The sequence below is a fragment of the Acinetobacter sp. 797_lipA genome (assembly GCF_058243025.1).
Genome location: NZ_JBZAYQ010000001.1, coordinates 2700433 through 2719028, shown reverse-complemented (window position 1 = coordinate 2719028; position 18596 = coordinate 2700433). Strand labels below are relative to the sequence as shown.

Annotated in this window: 17 protein-coding genes; 10 read left to right on the top strand and 7 right to left on the bottom strand. The window is 42.2% G+C overall.

The window, feature by feature from the left end:
* The first annotated feature begins 130 nt into the window (after window positions 1–130).
* From AC4CU2_RS13540 to AC4CU2_RS13525, 4 genes are all read left to right on the top strand, one after another.
* The gene (locus tag AC4CU2_RS13540) at window positions 131–979 is read left to right on the top strand and encodes a class II glutamine amidotransferase (protein ID WP_005400161.1); all 849 of its coding nucleotides are present in this window, start codon (window positions 131–133) and stop codon (window positions 977–979) included.
* A 274-nt stretch (window positions 980–1253) separates the two neighbouring features.
* Complete coding sequence (locus AC4CU2_RS13535; protein WP_005400160.1) at window positions 1254–1709, top strand: bacteriohemerythrin; 456 nt, start codon at window positions 1254–1256, stop codon at window positions 1707–1709.
* 142 nt (window positions 1710–1851) lie between these two features.
* Entirely contained in the window at window positions 1852–2934 is a 1083-nt protein-coding gene (locus AC4CU2_RS13530; protein WP_279042823.1) for a hypothetical protein, read from the top strand.
* Entirely contained in the window at window positions 2934–3257 is a 324-nt protein-coding gene (locus AC4CU2_RS13525; protein ID WP_279042821.1) for an RnfH family protein, read from the top strand. Before AC4CU2_RS13530 ends, AC4CU2_RS13525 begins: the two co-directional genes overlap by 1 nt.
* 46 nt (window positions 3258–3303) lie before the next feature.
* Here AC4CU2_RS13525 and AC4CU2_RS13520 read toward each other — a convergent pair whose 3' ends face one another.
* A complete protein-coding gene (locus AC4CU2_RS13520) occupies window positions 3304–3702 on the bottom strand; it encodes an outer membrane protein assembly factor BamE (RefSeq protein WP_004694868.1) in 399 nt (132 codons plus the stop codon).
* A 112-nt stretch (window positions 3703–3814) separates the two neighbouring features.
* Between AC4CU2_RS13520 and fur the strand changes: the two genes are divergently transcribed.
* Window positions 3815–4252 (top strand): ferric iron uptake transcriptional regulator, encoded by a 438-nt coding sequence (gene fur, locus AC4CU2_RS13515; protein ID WP_004694866.1) that lies wholly within the window; start codon window positions 3815–3817, stop codon window positions 4250–4252.
* Window positions 4253–4312: 60 nt separating this feature from the next.
* On the opposite strand, the gene AC4CU2_RS13510 is transcribed toward fur, so the two are convergent.
* Window positions 4313–5434, bottom strand: a complete 1122-nt coding sequence (locus AC4CU2_RS13510) for a PilT/PilU family type 4a pilus ATPase (protein ID WP_279042817.1) — start codon at window positions 5432–5434, stop codon at window positions 4313–4315.
* 26 nt (window positions 5435–5460) lie between these two features.
* Window positions 5461–6498, bottom strand: coding sequence for a type IV pilus twitching motility protein PilT (locus AC4CU2_RS13505; RefSeq protein WP_004694862.1), 1038 nt, complete (start codon window positions 6496–6498; stop codon window positions 5461–5463).
* A gap of 122 nt (window positions 6499–6620) precedes the next feature.
* On the opposite strand from AC4CU2_RS13505, the gene AC4CU2_RS13500 reads away from it, so the two are divergent.
* Together AC4CU2_RS13500 and AC4CU2_RS13495 are read left to right on the top strand one after the other, a co-directional pair.
* Window positions 6621–7310 (top strand): YggS family pyridoxal phosphate-dependent enzyme, encoded by a 690-nt coding sequence (locus tag AC4CU2_RS13500; protein WP_490768967.1) that lies wholly within the window; start codon window positions 6621–6623, stop codon window positions 7308–7310.
* Window positions 7311–7500: 190 nt separating this feature from the next.
* On the top strand, window positions 7501–8235 hold the full coding sequence (locus AC4CU2_RS13495; protein WP_279042814.1) for a hypothetical protein: 735 nt from the start codon (window positions 7501–7503) through the stop codon (window positions 8233–8235).
* A gap of 115 nt (window positions 8236–8350) precedes the next feature.
* On the opposite strand, the gene AC4CU2_RS13490 is transcribed toward AC4CU2_RS13495, so the two are convergent.
* Window positions 8351–11947, bottom strand: coding sequence for an AAA family ATPase (locus AC4CU2_RS13490; RefSeq protein WP_279042812.1), 3597 nt, complete (start codon window positions 11945–11947; stop codon window positions 8351–8353).
* Window positions 11948–11956: 9 nt separating this feature from the next.
* On the bottom strand, window positions 11957–13210 hold the full coding sequence (locus AC4CU2_RS13485) for an exonuclease SbcCD subunit D (protein WP_279042810.1): 1254 nt from the start codon (window positions 13208–13210) through the stop codon (window positions 11957–11959).
* Window positions 13211–13607: 397 nt separating this feature from the next.
* Between AC4CU2_RS13485 and AC4CU2_RS13480 the strand changes: the two genes are divergently transcribed.
* The 3 genes from AC4CU2_RS13480 to AC4CU2_RS13470 all read left to right on the top strand — a co-directional run bounded on the left by AC4CU2_RS13480 (window position 13608) and on the right by AC4CU2_RS13470 (window position 16337).
* Entirely contained in the window at window positions 13608–14585 is a 978-nt protein-coding gene (locus AC4CU2_RS13480) for a GGDEF domain-containing protein (protein ID WP_279042807.1), read from the top strand.
* A gap of 334 nt (window positions 14586–14919) precedes the next feature.
* Window positions 14920–15372, top strand: coding sequence for an ABZJ_00895 family protein (locus AC4CU2_RS13475; protein WP_125281229.1), 453 nt, complete (start codon window positions 14920–14922; stop codon window positions 15370–15372).
* A gap of 53 nt (window positions 15373–15425) precedes the next feature.
* Entirely contained in the window at window positions 15426–16337 is a 912-nt protein-coding gene (locus AC4CU2_RS13470) for a TIGR01777 family oxidoreductase (RefSeq protein WP_279042804.1), read from the top strand.
* Between the two features lie 16 nt (window positions 16338–16353).
* Here AC4CU2_RS13470 and thiO read toward each other — a convergent pair whose 3' ends face one another.
* Together thiO and hemB are read right to left on the bottom strand one after the other, a co-directional pair.
* Entirely contained in the window at window positions 16354–17463 is a 1110-nt protein-coding gene (gene thiO, locus AC4CU2_RS13465; protein ID WP_279042803.1) for a glycine oxidase ThiO, read from the bottom strand.
* Between the two features lie 27 nt (window positions 17464–17490).
* Complete coding sequence (gene hemB, locus AC4CU2_RS13460) at window positions 17491–18504, bottom strand: porphobilinogen synthase (RefSeq protein ID WP_279042801.1); 1014 nt, start codon at window positions 18502–18504, stop codon at window positions 17491–17493.
* Window positions 18505–18596: the final 92 nt, after the last annotated feature.

Sequence of the window (18596 nt, the reverse complement as noted above, 5' to 3'; positions counted from 1 at the left end):
TATACGTTTTATAAAAATGGTTTTATGCGTGAATGTGGTCGGGTTATCAAGCATTGTGAATTGCAAGCCAGTCAGGACTCATGCACAATAAAACCATCATAAATAAATATGTTTAAATAAGATCAAGATTATGTGCCAACTGCTCGGAATGAACTGTGCAACACCGACTGATATTACCTTTTCATTTCGAGGCTTTTCACAGCGCGCGGGGATTACTTCAGACCATTGTGACGGTTTCGGGATTGCTTTTTTTGAGGATAAAGCCTGCCGTTTATTCGTTGACAATCAATCTGCAGTTGAATCGCCGATTGCTGAATTAATTCGTAATTATCCAATCAAATCACGCAATGTGATTGCACATATCCGCAAAGCGACGCAGGGAAAAATTAACTTAGAAAACTCACACCCATTTAGCCGTGAGTTATGGGGACGACAGTGGATTTTTGCCCATAATGGCGATTTGCATGACTTTGATCCTGTACTTTCAGGACGCTTTACCCCAGTGGGTAATACCGACAGCGAACGTGCATTTTGCTATTTACTGGACCAACTGGTGAATAAATTTGGCTATACCGAGCCAAGTCTAGATCAAGTTTTTGATTTATTAACGGATATTTCTCCACGGATTGCGGAGCATGGCACGTTCAATTTCTGTTTATCAAATGGGCAGGCCCTGTTTAGTTATGCCATTACCAAACTGCATTGGTTGGTGCGTGAGTACCCATTTAAACCTGCGCAGCTGATCGATATTGATGTTGAAGTCGATTTTAGCCAAGTCACTACTGTAGACGATCGCGTGGCCGTGATTACTACCGAACCGTTGACTCAAAATGAAGCGTGGACAGCCTTTGCACCAGGGGAAATGATTTTATTTCAATATGGCAAAGCGATCCGTCACCAAATGACCCATGTGGAACGTTTAGTCCGAGAAGCCAAAGATCCGTCTTTAAAACGCGTTACTAAAGCAGATCAATATTAATTTATTTTAAAATGATTAGAATATAAAAGCATGTTGATAATAAAATAAAACATGCTTTTATTTTGATGCATACTTATAAAATAATAAAATCGATTAAATAATAACTGATTCTTTTGGTCGGTTTTAAATTTATTTACCTATTTAAAATAAATACTTAAGTTTAATTTTGTGAAAATAGTATAAAACCAACCAATTTGATTCACTTTTATTTTTAATTATAGTCGATATGATTAATTCATGTAATTAATCTATTAATTTTTATTGGGTGGTCGGAGTGATAATGAAGTGGGTTCCAGAATATAATACTGGTATCGATGTGATTGACGATCAACACCGTCGTATTCTCGATTATATCAATGAAATTGATGCGATTGATGTCAATACTGACCGTGAACGCGTGAAACAGATTTTAGAAAATATTATTGATTACACACAGTCTCACTTCACTTTTGAAGAGTCTCTCCAAGAAGAGGCGGGTTATAAATATCGTGTACCCCACAAACGTGTACATGATTTATTTATTAAAAAAATTGAATCTTATCGGGACCGTTTTGAGCTGGGTCATTCAATCGAAGCTGAGCTGCATGAAGTATTGTCGAAATGGCTGATTAACCATATCCAGCATGATGATGCAGATTATGTTGGTGCCGTAAAAGAAAATATGATGGGCATTATCAAAGAAAAAGAAAAGAAAAAAGGGAAAAACTGGTTTGCTCGGTTCTTTTCATAAGTGAGCTAAACGAGGGATAAAAACAATAAATTTTAATTATATTTAGCGCAGCAAATCATCAGTTTTGATGGTTTGCTTTTTGTTTTTGATTTTCATAAGAGAGCAAGGCAAAATAGCGCAAGACTTATTGAAGGAACGCATCATGCAAGACAATGCTCTGTCACGATGGTTATCGCCGCTGATGGCATTTTGTTTATCATTTATTATCATTGCCACACTTGCACCCTTGGTGGGAATTCAGGTTGAACGTCAGCTCGACTTTTGGTTACTTTGGTTAGTGACCATGGTGATCTTGGCTTTACCTGTGTGTTACTTAGAAATTGCCTTAGCCAAGCGTTCAAAAACCACGGCATTGAATGCTTTGTCGAGTTTGACGCGTGATGCCGATGCTTCACAGACGTGGCGTCTTGTGGGATGGCTTGCTGTCGTCTTTATTCCTTTTTTAGCGGGTGGCATGTTGTCTAATGCTGCGCAACTATTAAATCAATATGCACTGGCCGATATGACATCGTCTGTGATCTTTATTGCTTTGGCTGTGGTTGCCATTGCGTTGTCTTTTGCACCACGTCTATTGACCTTAGCGTTAACGGCGATCGGTGTGCTGATTTCCTTAGTGCTTGCAAACATCTCTGGTACAGGAACCGCTGAGTGGCAAGTAACGCCTGTTGAATTTTCAGAATGGGGCAGTGCAACAGTATTGGCTCTGGTGGCAAGTGGTTTAGGACTCGGCCTGTACTGGCAGAACAGTTTGGCACAAGTTCAGCAGCAAGATGCTGCAAGCAAGACTGTTTTACCGATTTGGATTGCACAAATTTTGGCGGTGGTTGCTTTTGCATTTTTTGCAGTCCAAGCGGCATTGCCTGCATATGCAATTGCCTTGACTGCGGTTGCTGCAGCGGCCGTATTGTTACAGATGGCACGTGAGCAGTTGGCACAGCGCCAGTTAAATATTGTGATTCAGTGGCTCGTATTGCTAGCTGCAACGTTGGTGTGGTTGATTCCAGCCACTGGCCCGATTTTTAACATCTTACTGATGCTGTGGGGCTTAGTAATTTGTTTGATTTATGCCATTTTTGCTGGTTGGATTATGAAAATTAGCCATTTACGTAAGTCGATGAACTTTAGTAATGAAGCTTTTTATAATATTTGGCGCATCGCCGTGCGTGTAGTATTACCTGTTTCTATCGTATTGGCAATTGTAGCCGTGCTTGGAAAACTGATTTAATGCGCATGCTTCAACAAGTCTGGGTTGCCTATGCAACAGCAGACCAGCAGTTCCATATCAGTGTGCCGTTTTCTGAGGGAATGACGGCACAGGATGCAATTCAACTGAGTGGTATAGGCTCGCAGGTTGAATTGTCTGAACCTTTGCAATTGGGCATCTTTGGTGTCCGCTTGAAAGACCTTCAACAGGTTTTGCAGGCAGGGGATCGTGTTGAAATTTACCGACCTTTGAGCATTAATCCTAAAGATATTAGAAGGATACGTGCACAAAATAATCCTGTGGGTCGCTTTGCAAAAGGCAATCGCTTAAAACAATCGAAATGATATGAAAAACCCCTCAGTTGAGGGGTTTCTTTTTTAGAATAAGGCTTTATAGTGGGGGCGCGTTTAGAATCGCTTCTTTCGATGCTGGTAAGCCCGGCTGAGATGCAGGAATGGTTTCTAAGCCTTCAATTTTTTGCACAATACCGTTTGGGTCGAAATAGACTTTCAGATGTTGACCTTGTGCAGCAGGAATCTTGGCTTTTTTAGCATACGTTCCTGGGGTATAATTGTAGATATAGTCCCAACGTAGCGGATTCATTGGATCTGAAACTGTCGGGCTGCCAAGCAAAAAGCGAACTTGTTGATGGCTCATGCCAACTTGTATTTTTGACGCTTGTGCTTGAGTTAATGGCGTACCTTGAGGAATATCAACTTTATAAACGCCCAAGGTCGAACAGCCTGCGAGCAGTGAAGTGACGAATAACGCCAACATGATTTTTTGCATTTTGCTACACTATCCCAAATTAATTATGATGCAATTGAGCCACGGATAGATCATACTGCATCTACACTTTGTTGCATATTCTAACTTTAAATTTGTTGAGAGACCTTTTTACATGCCAATTTCAAATCAAGATCTACGCAAAGCTGGACTTAAAGTTACACTTCCACGAATTAAAATATTAGAACTACTAGAAAATTCAAAGCAACACCATTTAAGTGCGGAAGATATTTATAAGACTTTACTTGAACAAGGTGAAGATGTCGGTTTAGCAACTGTTTACCGCGTGTTAACGCAGTTTGAAGCAGCGGGCATTATTCAGCGCCATCACTTTGAAAATAACCATTCTGTTTTCGAAATCATGCAAGACGATCATCATGATCATATCGTTTGTCAAAACTGCAACAAAGTGGTTGAGTTTAGCAACGAAGTGATTGAGCATGAGCAGCACGAAGTTGCTGAAAAGCATGGCTTTACTTTAACAGGTCACTCCCTAAACCTATACGGTTACTGTGATGCTGCAGAGTGCCAAGAAGCACTTCGTAAAAAGTAATCACTTAGATCTAAAAAAAGGGCTTCATGAGAAGCCCTTTTTTATTGTTTAAAGGAATACTTAAGCTTGTCCATCAAACGTGATGTTTGCACTGGCATGCAATAGACGATCACCGCCTTCTTCGGACAACTTGATTTGTAAACGTAAGTCGTTTGGAGAGTCGGCGTGTTTCAGCGCATCTTTATAGGTAATCTGCTTGGCTTTGTACAAATCGAATAAGGCTTGGTCAAAGGTTTGCATACCGAGTTCACGAGAACGTTTCATCAGGTCTTTAATTTCGTGGATTTCACCTTTACGGATCAAATCGGAAATTAACGGTGAGTTAATCAAAATCTCAATCGCAGCGCGACGTGAATTACCGTCAGGTGTTGGAATCAACTGCTGTGCAACCATCGCTTTAAGGTTTAAAGACAAGTCCATAAACAATTGGCTATGACGGTCTGCTTCAAAGAAGTGAATAATACGGTCGATGGCTTGGTTGGCATTGTTGGCATGCAGCGTTGCAAATACCAAGTGACCTGTTTCAGCAAAGGCAATCGCATAATCCATGGTTTCACGGGAACGAATCTCACCAATCAGAATTACATCGGGTGCCTGACGTAAGGTGTTTTTCAGTGCGATTTCAAAAGAGTCCGTATCAATGCCCACTTCACGCTGGGTAATGATACAGCCTGCATGCTCATGAATAAATTCAATTGGGTCTTCAATGATAATGATATGACCTTTTGAGTTTTGGTTACGGTAACCAATGATCGAAGCTAAAGAGGTCGATTTACCCGTACCTGTTGCACCCACAAAGATGATGATGCCACGTTTGGTCATGGCCAACTCTTTGAGTACAGGCGGGAGTTTTAACTCATCCATGGTTGGAATTTGCGTCTCAATTCGACGCAAAACCATACCTGGCATATCACGCTGTTGAAAGGCACTGACACGAAAACGTGCAGTTTTATCCCGATTCATAATCGCGAAGTTGCACTCACGTGTGTCTGCAAATTCTTTACGCTGCTTGTCACTCATAATCGAGTTGAGCAGTTGCCCCGCGACATCACCCGTCAGCTTACCCTTAGCCACAGGCACAATTTGACCATTAATTTTCATGGAGGGCTCAACATCAGCGGTGATAAATAAATCCGACGCTTTTTGTTGAATCATATAATTGAGTAAGTCGTTAAAATCCATATCTATACCCCAAATCCATTGTTTTCTTATAAGAAGGTTTCAGGTTGCTTGGCAGCTGTACGCGCAGTCTGTGGACTGATCACCCCTTTGGTGACCAAGTTTTTCAGACTTTGATCCAGTGTGGTCATACCGTAGTTTGCACCAGTCTGAATAGCAGAATACATCTGTGCCACTTTGTTTTCACGAATTAAGTTACGAATGGCAGGAATACCAATCATGATTTCATGCGCGGCAACACGGCCACCGCCATTTTTCTTGAGTAAGGTTTGAGAAATCACGGCTTGTAGCGATTCAGATAACATGGCACGAACCATGTCTTTTTCTTCAGCAGGGAATACGTCAATCACACGGTCAATGGTTTTTGCCGCAGAGGTGGTATGTAGTGTACCGAAGACCAAGTGACCCGTTTCAGCGGCAGTGAGCGCCAAACGAATGGTTTCAAGGTCACGCATCTCACCCACGAGGATAATATCGGGGTCTTCACGTAGTGCAGAACGCAGCGCTTCGTTAAAACCATGTGTATCACGGTGCACTTCACGTTGGTTGATCAAGCATTTTTTTGACTGGTGTACAAATTCGATTGGGTCTTCAACCGTTAAGATATGGTCATAGCGGTTATCGTTAATATAATCGATCATTGCCGCCAAGGTGGTAGATTTACCAGAACCAGTAGGCCCCGTCACTAAAACTAAACCACGTGGCAATTCACATAACTCTTTAAAGGTTTGTCCTAAACCTAAGTCTTCCATGGTCAGGACTTTGGATGGAATGGTACGGAATACTGCACCTGCACCACGGTTTTGGTTGAATGCGTTCACACGAAAGCGAGCAATGCTTGGCACTTCAAAGGAAAAGTCCGTTTCTAATTTTTCTTCGAAATCACGACGTTGTTTGTCATTCATGATGTCATAGACCAGTTTATGCACTTCTTTGTGTTCTAAAGCTGGTAAATTGATACGACGAACTTCACCATCGACACGAATCATCGGTGGCATACCTGCAGATAAGTGTAAATCTGATGCCCCGTTCTTAGCCGAAAAGGCTAGTAATTCTGTGATATCCATTATTTCCCCGAGTTCATTTAAATGCTAATTATTTTGATAGAATAATAAGGCTTTCAATCAACTTAACCAACAGTTTGTTGAAAGGCAAAGCAAAAAAGATGACCGAAATGAGACCCTTGTCAATGAATATCTTGCAAAATTCACGTCAACACGTGTTATCCCAAATTCAACAGGCCTGCGAAATTTCAGGGCGTGACGTGGAGTCTGTAGAACTTTTGGCGGTTTCTAAAACACATCCGAGTGAAGTGTTACGAGACATGTATGCTTGTGGTCAACGCGCCTTTGGTGAGAACTACTTACAAGAGGCTTTGCAGAAGATAGAGGCGCTACAGGATTTAGAGATTGAATGGCATTTTATTGGGCATGTACAACGCAATAAAACCAAACATTTGGCTGAAAAGTTTGCATGGGTGCATGGGGTTGATCGTTTAATTATTGCAGAGCGTTTATCGGCGCAGCGTCTGATAACACAACCACCATTAAATCTTTGTCTACAGGTCAATATCGATGCTCAAGACAGCAAAGATGGCTGCCAACCTGATGAGGTTGCTGAGTTGGTAAAAAGTATCAGTCAGTTGCCTCACTTCAAGCTGCGTGGTTTGATGGTGATTCCTGCACCGAACAATACTCAAGCCTTTAAGGCCGCGAAAGTGTTATTTGACCAAGTGAAAGAGCTGCATGTACATCCTGAAGACTGGGATACCTTAAGCATGGGCATGTCAGGCGATATGGTCGATGCGATTGCAGCTGGGTCGACTATGGTTCGTGTTGGAACCGCCTTGTTCGGAGCGAGAGATTATTCGCAGCATTAAGTCTAAATAGGGCTTCTTGAGCTTAAAGGCTGTGAGAAGCGCTTAACTTACAATTATATAAAACTAATGGGCTGCTGAAAAAATAGGCTTAATTTAAACTCATGGATTGAATCGTCTACAAATTGGACTGATTGACCATGAAAAATGATTGCCTGACAACGATAAAAATTGCATTTAGGATGAAGCCAAAATGAAAAAACTCTATTTATTTATCTCCCTGCTTCTGAGCTTATTTGTAGCAGCTTGTAGCAGTACAAATACTAAAATGAGTGAGATGAGTGCGGAATCTACGGTTCAGAATGCTCAGGTCGCTAAAAGTGAAAAATTAGGCACCAATTGGGGCGATGAGATTAGTTCAAACGTCATGGAAGTCAATTTAAAACGTTTATCCAGTAGTCCAATTGCTGAATCACAAGTTCGCTATGCCAGCAAAAAATACGTGGGGAAAGCCGTGAACAGTCTGTCATTGGCCGCTGGAAAAATCAGTTTTTCGATTGTAGATGATGCTCAGCGTCCACTGCCTTTATTTCGAGATGGTCAGCAGTATTATTTATCTGGCAAAGATGGACAAAGTTATCAACTCAAATACCAGAACCATAGCAATAGCACGTTTGAAGTGGTTGCCAGTGTGGATGGTTTAGATGTTATTGATGGACGTGCAGCATCACGTACTAATTCAGGTTATGTGCTTCGTCCACAGGGGGAGTTGATTATTGAAGGCTTCCGTAAGAGTGACTCTGCGGTGGCATCTTTTACCTTTAGTCGACCTGAAGATGCCTATGCTGCAAACTCAGATCATGGTTCCATCCAAAATACAGGTGTGATAGGTACCGTGATCTACCCGCTACAGTCTGTGGCGACTACAGACAAAGCCGCAGATGCATCTAAATATGCACCTCCACCAAAAGCATTCCCAGCGGATTAAAGCATTCGTTTGGATCTCACAGGGAGCATTTACATCAAGTAGGATGCTCCCTTTATTTCTAACCGAGAGGTGGTGTCTTAAAACAAATCAAACTTTGACTTTCAAAAATCTGAAATTATCCCACCACCTCAATGGTACTGGCACCTGCGCCCAAAGCTTTGACTTGGATTTGCACAGGAATACGCTCATGCATTTCTTGGATGTGTGAAATCAGCACCACCTTACGTCCTTGATTTTGCAGTTGATCGAGAGCATTCATGACCATGTGCAGGGACGATGCATCCAAAGTCCCAAAGCCTTCATCAATAAATAGAGATTCGATTTTCATTGAGCCTGAGGCCATATTGGCAATGGCAAGAGATAGGGCAAGGGCAGTCAGGAAAGACTCGCCCCCAGAAAGTGATGCAACGGAGCGGATCTCTCCATCCATATCATGATCAATAATAGCCAGACTCAGCGAATGCTCTAAACGCTTTAAGGTATAACGCTGTGAGAGTTGGTTGAGCTGTTGGTTGGCATGCTCCAGTAAAATATCGAGATTATATTGCTGCGCATAATCACGGAATTTTTTGCCAGTGGCATCTCCCATCAGACCTGAAATTTTCCCCCAACGGTGTTCTTCCTGTTGTATGGCTTGAATCTGATCTGAAAATTGCTTTTGTTTCGCGATATTTTGCTGATGCAACTCAAGTTTGAGTTTGAGCTGATCGCGTATTTCAAGTTGTGTTTGCATTGCCGCTTGATGCTCCTGCATTTGCTGTTGTAACTGTGCTGGGTCAATCTCAGGTTGATGGCCCAGATGTTCACTCAACTGCTCTTGCATAGTTTTCAATGCAGCATGTGCTTCATTTACTAGGCGTTCTGCATGCTGTAATTTCTGACGGATGTGTTGTTCCTGAGCCAAGTTAATTTGAGCCAGCGCATCTAAATCAGGCTTATGGAAATCAGGATGCGCATTGAGCCAGTGTTGAAGGGTATTTTCTACTTGGCTGGCACTGGTCTGATTCTGCTGTAACTGGGCTTTGAGCTGTTCTAGCTGATTTTTTTCTTGTTCGAATTGATGGCGCAATTGATCAAAATGCTGTTTCAGCTGTTGATAATGGCTTTGCGTCTGCTGACGATATTGATCGTGCTGGATGAGCCACTCATTGGCTTTAATGTCCGTTAAGCCTGTCATTTGTTGGATTAATTGATTGGCTATTTCTGTATTTTGCTGTCCTCTTTGTTTGATCTCACTGAGCTGCTTGTTGGTTTCAGTGATGTGTCTACTGGTATTTTCGATATTCAGTTGATTGGTCTTGAACTGTTGCGTGGTTTGTTCGCATTGCTGACGCCATTGTTCCAACTGTTCCAGTTGTTGTGAACGGGTATTTAGACGTATCAAGATTTGCTGAGCGGTTTGGGTGGTCTGCTGTTGCCAAGTCGTTTTCTCAGCCTCAGATAAGCACTGCACGATATGCTGAACATGGTTGTGCAAACCGTTCGCTGTTTGTAATAAATATTCAATCTGTTGAATGTTTTGGATGCATTGTTGCTGGATTTTAATATTGTGTTGCAACAACTCAGACTGTTGTTTGAGTTGTTGCAAATCCAACTGATATTGCTGAGCCATTTGCATGAACTGAGTCTTCAATTCTGATGCTGTTAGGGTGAAGTCGAGCGTCATATTTGTCGTTTGACTGTGCTCGATTAACACGTGTTGCAAAGTACTAATTTTTTCAGAAAGTTGCTGAATTAAAGTTTGGCGTTGTTCTATTTCAGTATTCAGTTTAGTCAGCTGCTGCTGCGCTTGTTGCCAGCCATCAAAGCAATTTTGTTCTTTCAGTGTTGCCTGTTGTTCCTGCTGTTGTTGAAGCTCAAAGAGGGCCTTGGAGAGCGCAGTATCTTCCCCTTTATAAGGATGTGAGGTACTGCCACAGACTAAACAGGGTTCGCCGTCTTGGAGTGCCGAGCGTAAATCTTCGATATTTTCAGCATGCAAAAGTCGTTGTTGTTGCAAAACCTGTTGCAGTTGGATGCGTTCACTTTTGGCAGATTGAAAGGCATGTTCTGCTTGTTGGCTATTGTGTTGCACGGCTTGAAGCTGTGTTTTGGCATTGTCGAGTTGTACTTGCTGTTCTGTAGACTCAGCCTGTAAGTCAAAAAACTGCTGAATTTTTTGCTGAATCAGCTCGAATTGACTGAGCTTATTAATTTTCAACTCACGTTGCTGCTGTGTTTGCACAACTTTGATTTCAAGTTGTTCGATCGTCCCGAACTGTTGAATCGACTGCTGCAATTGTTCTTTTTCTGATGCTAGCCGATGTTCTGCCTGAGCACGAGGCCCGAGTTGATGTTCAATTTTTTGATATTGATGAATGAACTGTTCTAGCTGTTGAGTATGGGCGCTGAGACCTTTGTCTAAGTTTACAAACTGTTGTGAGCTTTCCAGTTGCTGCTTACACTCAGTTTGTTGTCGATCAATATGTTGAATCTGCTGTTCAAGCTTTTGTTGTTGCAGGGTTAGGGGGAGCTTAGACTGCTCTAAAGCCTGCAATTTTTCCTGAACTTTCTTAAACTCAGCCCCAATAAAATCACGTTCTTGAATACATTTACGCACCTCATTCAATGCAGCATGATGGGTACTTTCAAACTGTTGTAGTTCATTCACTGTCGTTTCAGCTTGCGTAAATTGGGTTTTTTCACTTTCAAATTTAAGCTGTAAATGATTGAACAGTTGTTGCTGTTGTTGAATACGGGGCGTCAGTTGCTGCACCGTTTGCTGTAACTGTTGTTGCTGGAAGACCACAGCACGAATTTCTGAAAAGATTTCCAAACGAGCCAAGTGTTCGCGCTCAGGAGCTAAATCTTGTTGTAACTTGCATTGCGTATTGAATAGTTGTTGTTTATTGATGATTTCACTGTCGAGTTTGGATTTGCGTTCAAACCATTGTTGTTGTTTTTCCAGTTGCGACTTTTGAGCTTCAAGCTGTTTATAATCCCTATCGCACTGCTGAAATTGTGTCGATAACGCTGTGACTTGTTCATCGGTTAACAGTTCAATATGACCCAGTACATTTTCCAGTTCTTTGCGCTGCGTGGCGACGGATTTGGTTTTTTCATAAGCCAGTTGACCAATTTTCCCAAAAATAGCGGAATTGGTTAGATATTCCAACAATTCGCCGCGTTCATTGTCCCGTGCTTTTAAAAAAACGGTGACCTCAGATTGAGCCAATAAAACGGCACGAGTAAATTGTTCAAAACTGAGTTGAGTGATGCGTTTAATATTTTCATCGACGGCTTTGGCTTTATCCGCAACCACAACACCATCGGTGACACATTTTAAAGAGCGCTGCACACTTTGCAGTTTTCCGTCTGCTTTTTCCCGTGAACGTTTTAATTCCCAACGCGCGATATAGCGCTTTTGGTCTTGTGCAATAAAGCATAGCTCGGCATAGCCATGTGCAGTGCCACGACGCAGTACGGTCAAGGGGGAGTTGGTAAGTAGCTCTGAGCCATCGACATCTTGAAGTTTGCCATCACTGTCTTTTAGCCGTGGAATACGGTTAAACAATGCCAAGCACATGGCATCTAAAATGGTGGATTTACCTGCACCTGTTTTCCCTACAATGGCAATCAGACCTGCACTGGCTAAGGGATCACTTTCAAAATCAATCAAATGTTCGCCAGAAAGTGAAGCAAGGTTCTTAATTCGAATCGATAAAATATTCATACTAAACCTTTAAGCCTCGTGTTCATCTGCAAGGAATTGTTCTGCTTCACGCATTAAGCTCATAAAGTCGTTCAACACTTCTGCATCATTGTGATAACCCTGTTTTTCCCAAATTTGCTGAAACAGTTTTTCTGGTGTTGGTGGTTCTAAACTTACTTTAGCGGGTGCATTGGGGTCTTGCTCGGTCGCTAAATATTGACGTGAAATACGGACTAAACGATAACGGTCTTTGGGTAATGCCTCTTCGAATTGTTGTCTTAAATTGGGCTGCGGTGGAACAGCAGTATGGTATTCAATATCGACATATTCACGTTGATCAATCTCTGGGATGGCACCTTGAGGCAGTGCTTGCAGCTTTTCCAGTACTTCATTGAGTTCACCGCGTATTTTATGCAGTTGAATACTTCGTGGTATTGCTAAAACATTCAATTGAAAACGGGATGAATCGTTTTGTGTGGGATCAAGTGTCACTTCAACAATTTGATGTTTATAGTTAATTTCACTAAAAGATAGTGGAATCGGGGAGCCACTATAGCGGATATGCTCTTCACCGACTTTTTGAGGTTTATGCAAATGCCCGAGTGCCACATAGTCAATGATTTCATCAAATAATGTCGTGGAGAGTGCTTCTTCATTCCCAATCACAATAGGACGCTCAGAGTCAGAGGTTTCGCCGCCTTGCATATGTGCATGAGACATTAAAATCAGGGCTTGATCCGTTGTTTTTCGAGCTTTAGCCTCGGCGATCAATTGTTGATGCAAATAGGCAATCGCGTTTTGGCTATTGGTGGTGTGTTCATTAAAGCCTGTAATTTCAGCAGGACGTAAAAAGGGCAGGCTCAGACACCATGCCACAGTATTTTGTTGCTCATCTAAAATTGGCACCAATAAGTGCTCAAGATCGATCTGCTGTTGACTATTTTTATGAATCACTCCCACCGCTTTGGCATTGTATTTGGCCAATAATGGTTCAACTTGTTCAATGCGGTAGCCTGAGTCATGGTTGCCTGCAATCATCAGGGTTTGCATATGCGGTGCACGTGCATGCGCATCTGCTAAGAACTGATAGAGTTGCTTTTGTGCGGACGATGCAGGGTTGATGACATCGAAAATGTCTCCTGCAATCAAAAGCGCATTTGGCTGTCTTGCACTGATTTGTTCCAGTAACCATGCTAAAAACTGTTCATGTTCATACTGACGGGAATGGTTATAAAAAAACTGTCCCAAATGCCAATCAGATGTATGAAAAAAACGAACAGCCATAGATACCCCAAGCTCAAAGCGCAATAGAGCTATAAGCTAACATAAATCAAAATTATTCGATGGATAATTGTCGCTACGACGACAATCTTTGACCTGATAGTTGAGTGCCTATTTTTAAGTTGAATTGCACAGAAAAACTATTGAGCGATTAGGTGAAAAAGAATGTGATGGGTTTATATGATTAACACTATAGTAAATAGATAAATTATGATTAAAAAATGTTCTTTTAATGGGGTATTATGTAATTCTGTGAAATTGTATATCGTGTCGAAGTCATAAATGAAATGTGAACATCGATCACGGATTCAATTTTGAGACTTTATAAGAATGATTTATGCAGAATGTCTAAAAAATAAGTCATGCCTTGAATAGGACAAGGTATAAGGAGAACATAACTATGTCTGATTCTATTTTCAGTTCGCCCCGTATTGTCAATGATCTGGTATATAAGACGCTGATTGAATCAACACTTGCTATTCCTTGGAGTATTGATTGGGGTACCAAAAAGTTTAGTTATATTGGCCCACAAATTGAAAAAGTGCTGGGTTGGAAGCAAGACTCGTGGAGAACAGTCGAAGATTGGGCGATGCGAATGCATGAAAAAGATCGTGCATGGGTGGTTGATTTTTGTGTGGCGCAGTCGATTTCTGGGGTTGATCATGAGGCGGATTATCGCGCACTGACCATAAATGGAGAATATATTTGGATTCGCGATGTGGTGCATGTAGTGCGCAAACCCAATGGGGAAGTCGATAGTTTGGTTGGATTTATGTTCGATATTTCGGAGCGTAAAAAACAGGAACAAGAGTTAGAAATACTGAAAAAACAACTGGAAGAATATTCGTATCAAGACGGTCTGACGGAGATTGCCAACCGTCGCTTCTTTGAAGATAGCTACCAACGTGAGTGGCTCAATGCCCAGCGTGAACAGCAACCTTTGACCCTCATCTTATTGGATATCGATTATTTTAAACAATACAATGATCATAATGGTCATCTTCTCGGTGATGCTTGTCTGAAACAAATTGCACAAATACTGAAAAAAAGTGTCTCACGACCACGTGATTTGGTCGCACGTTTTGGCGGGGAAGAGTTTATTTTGATATTGCCTGATACAACACAAGCGTCTGCAATTGAAGTGGTGGAGCGTATTTTACAGAGTATCCGTACCGCTGATATTTGCCATAGTACATCACCATTGGATCAGCGTTTATCGGTCAGTTTAGGGGCGAAGACCATTATCCCAACGCAAAAAAATGACAAAATGGCCTTTTTAAAAGAGGTCGATCAGAATCTGTATTTGGCCAAAGAGCGGGGACGTAATGGTTATGTCATTCAGGATGCAGAAGACGTCCAGCACTTAAACTCATATTAACTTTTAAGGGCTTCTTCATCTATTGAGGTGGGGGAGCACTGAAAAATCAGTCCTCAAAAAAATAAAGACCGACGATTCGAGTGATGATGAAATCGTCGGTCAAAGAAAACTGCTTCACGCTTAAATGTCGGCTGCTGACAACATTTAAATTTGGAGCCAATCTTATTGCTCTAGGAAAGGTCACCGTACGTATTGTGGATGCCGGTACAATGTTGACGGTTGCTGCGACCTTGTATCCTATTTAACGCACATCAACTTCGATTGGTTGACATGAAAATGAAAAAAAACTGAATTTTTTTTATAATGATTTTTTGGTTGGGTTTAAAGTAGCGCTATGATTTCGCTAACACGATATTTTCTCTGGTTTTTTTTCATATGTTTTGTCTTTAGTTGTGTCTGTGGTGTACTCGCTGCTCTACTTCCGACAGGGATGGGAGCAGTATTAACGGCTGTACCTTATTTGGTGGCCATGATTTGGGTTTTACTTAAATTTATTAAGCAGCAGCGCCGTGCGCCAACCCAAGCAGAGCGGAAGAAATTCACTTTAGGTTTTAGTCTGATTTTTTGGAGCTATAACTTTGCCTTTCTCATGTTAGGTTTATTTATCTTTGCGCAGGGAGATGCTGAAGTTTGGCAAAACTTTATGCTCTACGTCCAACAACCGCAATTTATCAGTATGGTGGTGATTCTGATTTTATTGATCGCGATTCCGCTGTATGTGCTGACCTATTGGTTCTATGGTAAACAAGCGGAGCGTATGGCGGCAAAAATGATCGATCAATCGTAAAGCTTTCCTCTAAATGCTATAGTTTGAGCAAAAGCATCATTTGAGATCACGCTATGCAAAAAGAACGTGTATTGGTTACAGGAGCAAGTGGTTTTATTGGTTCAAACTTGCTCGATTATTTATTAGAAAAAGATTATGAAGTGATCGGCTTAAGTCGACAGAAAAATTTGCCTAAAATTCACCCACATTTGACTTGGATTCGAGCTTTAGAAGAACTCAAGCATGATCGCATTGATTATGTGGTGAATTTGGCTGGGGAAAGTATTGCTCAGGGGCGTTGGACAGATGCCCGCAAACAAAAGCTGATCGCCAGTCGCGTTGAAAAGACGACGATGCTCTATCAATATCTCGCTAAAAGAAAGATTAAACCGAAATGTATTATTTCAGGTTCAGCGGTGGGCTATTATGGTATCGATCCGACTGAACAATGGACAGAGTGTTGTAATGAGCAGTCAGCGCCGCAGTCTATTTTTATGTCAGAGTTGTGTCAAAAATGGGAACAATCTGCACGGCAAGACACATCGCAAAATACCAAAATTATTCGTTTAGGTGTGGTCTTTGGACGTGGGGCTGGCATTTTGCCGCAAATGTTGTTTCCGATCAAAATGAACTTATGTGGACGTATTGGTTCGGGGCGGCAACCTGTGGTCTGGGTGCATATTCAAGATGTGCTGCGAGCGATTGAGTTTTTAATGTTGCATGAAACGACTGAGCAAGTTTTTAATGTCGTCAGTCCAGAAAAAGTCATCCAGTCAGCATTTGCACAAACCGCAGCGAAAATTCTGAAACGTAGACCTGTACTTTCTTTACCTGCTTTTGTGCTGAAGTTACTTTTAGGCGAGCAGTCTCAACTGGTGCTGAATGGTCAATTTGTTCGCCCCGAAGCATTGAAAGCGCAGGGGTTTGAGTTTAAATATCCCACTTTAAAAGAAGCATTGCTTCATCTCATTCAGCCCAAAGCCTGATTGTGGCGAAGCATCATCACGCAAAATGTGCTAAACGTTCTGGAGTATAGGCAGTCGCATCAACCGTTAAGTTTTGGTCTAACATCAATTCTCGTAGCAGTCGTGCAGATGCAGGCCCCATACATAGACCATTTCTATAGTGACCGAAGTTTGCCCAGAGATTGGCTATTTCAGGAAATGCTCCGATATAAGGGACGCCCGTTGGCGAACTTGGGCGTAGACCCGCCCAATGCTTCACAATGGGAAAATCGGCCAGCTCAGGCACCATGTCCAAACAGGCTTTATAAATATTTTGCTGGGTCTGTAGAGAAGGACGTTGGTCAAAACCGACATCCGCCATGCTTGAACCACAAACGATATGACCGTCTAAACGTGGAATCAGATACATGACTTGATTCATACACATGGTTGGTAGCCAGTTTTCCGGGGTTTTAAACAGTAACATTTGCCCTTGTACGGGGTTCACTGGAATGCTGCACTGGAGTTGTTCGGACCAATGCTGTGACCATGCGCCTGTTGCAATCACTACATGATCTGCATGGTAGCTTTGTCCATCGGCAGTTTTTATCCCTTGAACTTTCTGATTGAACATGTCAAAGGTATGTACCCACGCTTGCTCATGAAAGGTGACTTGTGGCTGCCGTTTGAGGTATTCCACAATCGACTTGAGCAGTCGAGGATTACGGACATTGGCTAACTGTGGAAAATGGATAGCTTGTTGAAAGCGTGAAGAAATGCGCGGATTGACCTGTTCCAGTTGTTCGCGTTGCAAAAGTTCACAATGCTGCATCGGTTCTTGATGTTGGTCTTTATAATTTAGGCCAATGTCAAAATCAGTTTCATCAAAAATCAGCATGCCTGTTTCATGGATTTCAAAATCTATCCCCGAAACCGGACTAATTTTTTCATTCCATGCTTGATATATGCTTTTGCCATATTTGGCGAGGTCATTGACACTTTGTGGATAGCGCCATGGGTACATCGGGGAGAGAATCCCTCCACCTGCCCATGAAGCCGCTTGTCCCGCTTGCTGTTGGTCAAAAATATCAACCGAACAACCGTGTTCAATCAGCTCAAGCGCTGTCAGTAAACCACTGATTCCTGCGCCAATGATGGCAATATGCATTGAAATTCAATCCTTTTAAACGTGCTGTTATTTCATGTCTTTTAGTTTCAGTGCAGCTTCTTCTGCAAAATAGGTCCAGATACCATCTGCACCCGCGCGGCGGCAGCTCATCAGTGATTCAATAATCACGTTGTCCGATAACCAGCCGTTTTGGATGGCCGCTGCGAGCATGGCATATTCGCCACTGACTTGGTAAACGAAAGTCGGCACACCGAAGTTGTCTTTGACTTCACGGACAATGTCCAAATACGGCATACCCGGTTTCACAATCACCATGTCAGCCCCTTCTTGAATATCAAGGGCAATTTCATGTAATGCTTCTGCGCGGTTGCCGACATCCATTTGATAGTTGTATTTGTTGCCACCTTTAAGGTTGCTGGATGAACCGACCGCATCACGGAAAGGGCCATAGAAGCTCGACGCGTATTTTGCTGAATAGGCCATGATTGAGGTGTAGATATGACCATTGGCTTCAAAGGCTTGACGAATCGCCCCGATACGACCATCCATCATGTCACTTGGTGCAAAGACATCTGCTCCAGCTTCAGCGTGGCTTAACCCTTGTTTGATCAGTGCTTCAACGGTTTCGTCATTGAGTACATAACCCGTGTCATCAATGATGCCGTCTTGACCGTGCGTGGTATACGGGTCAAGTGCGCCATCGGTAATCAGCACCATTTCAGGTAATTCTTTTTTCAGCAGACGTAGCGTGTTTTGAACCACACCATCTTCACGCCATGCTGCTTCGGCACTTAAGCTTTTATCTTCTTGGGGAGTAACTGGAAATAGCGCCAGTTTCGATACGCCAAGTTCAAGTAAACGTTCTGCTTTTTTTAAGAGTAAGTCCGCAGATAGACGCTGTACCTTCGGCATACTGGGAATGTCTTGCGTTTGGTTTTGTCCCGGTAGGACAAATACTGGATAGATAAGATGATCTGTCGTTAAATGGGTCTCGCGAACCATAGAGCGCAGATGTTCATTTTTACGAATACGGCGCATGCGAGTAGCGGGGAAGGCGGGACGATTGAACGTATAGGTCATACAAATCTCGATAATCGGTATTAAACTAGGTCAGTATTGTAGACCTATCTTATGGCTTTGGGCACATATTGACGGGTTTTTATTGTTTTGAG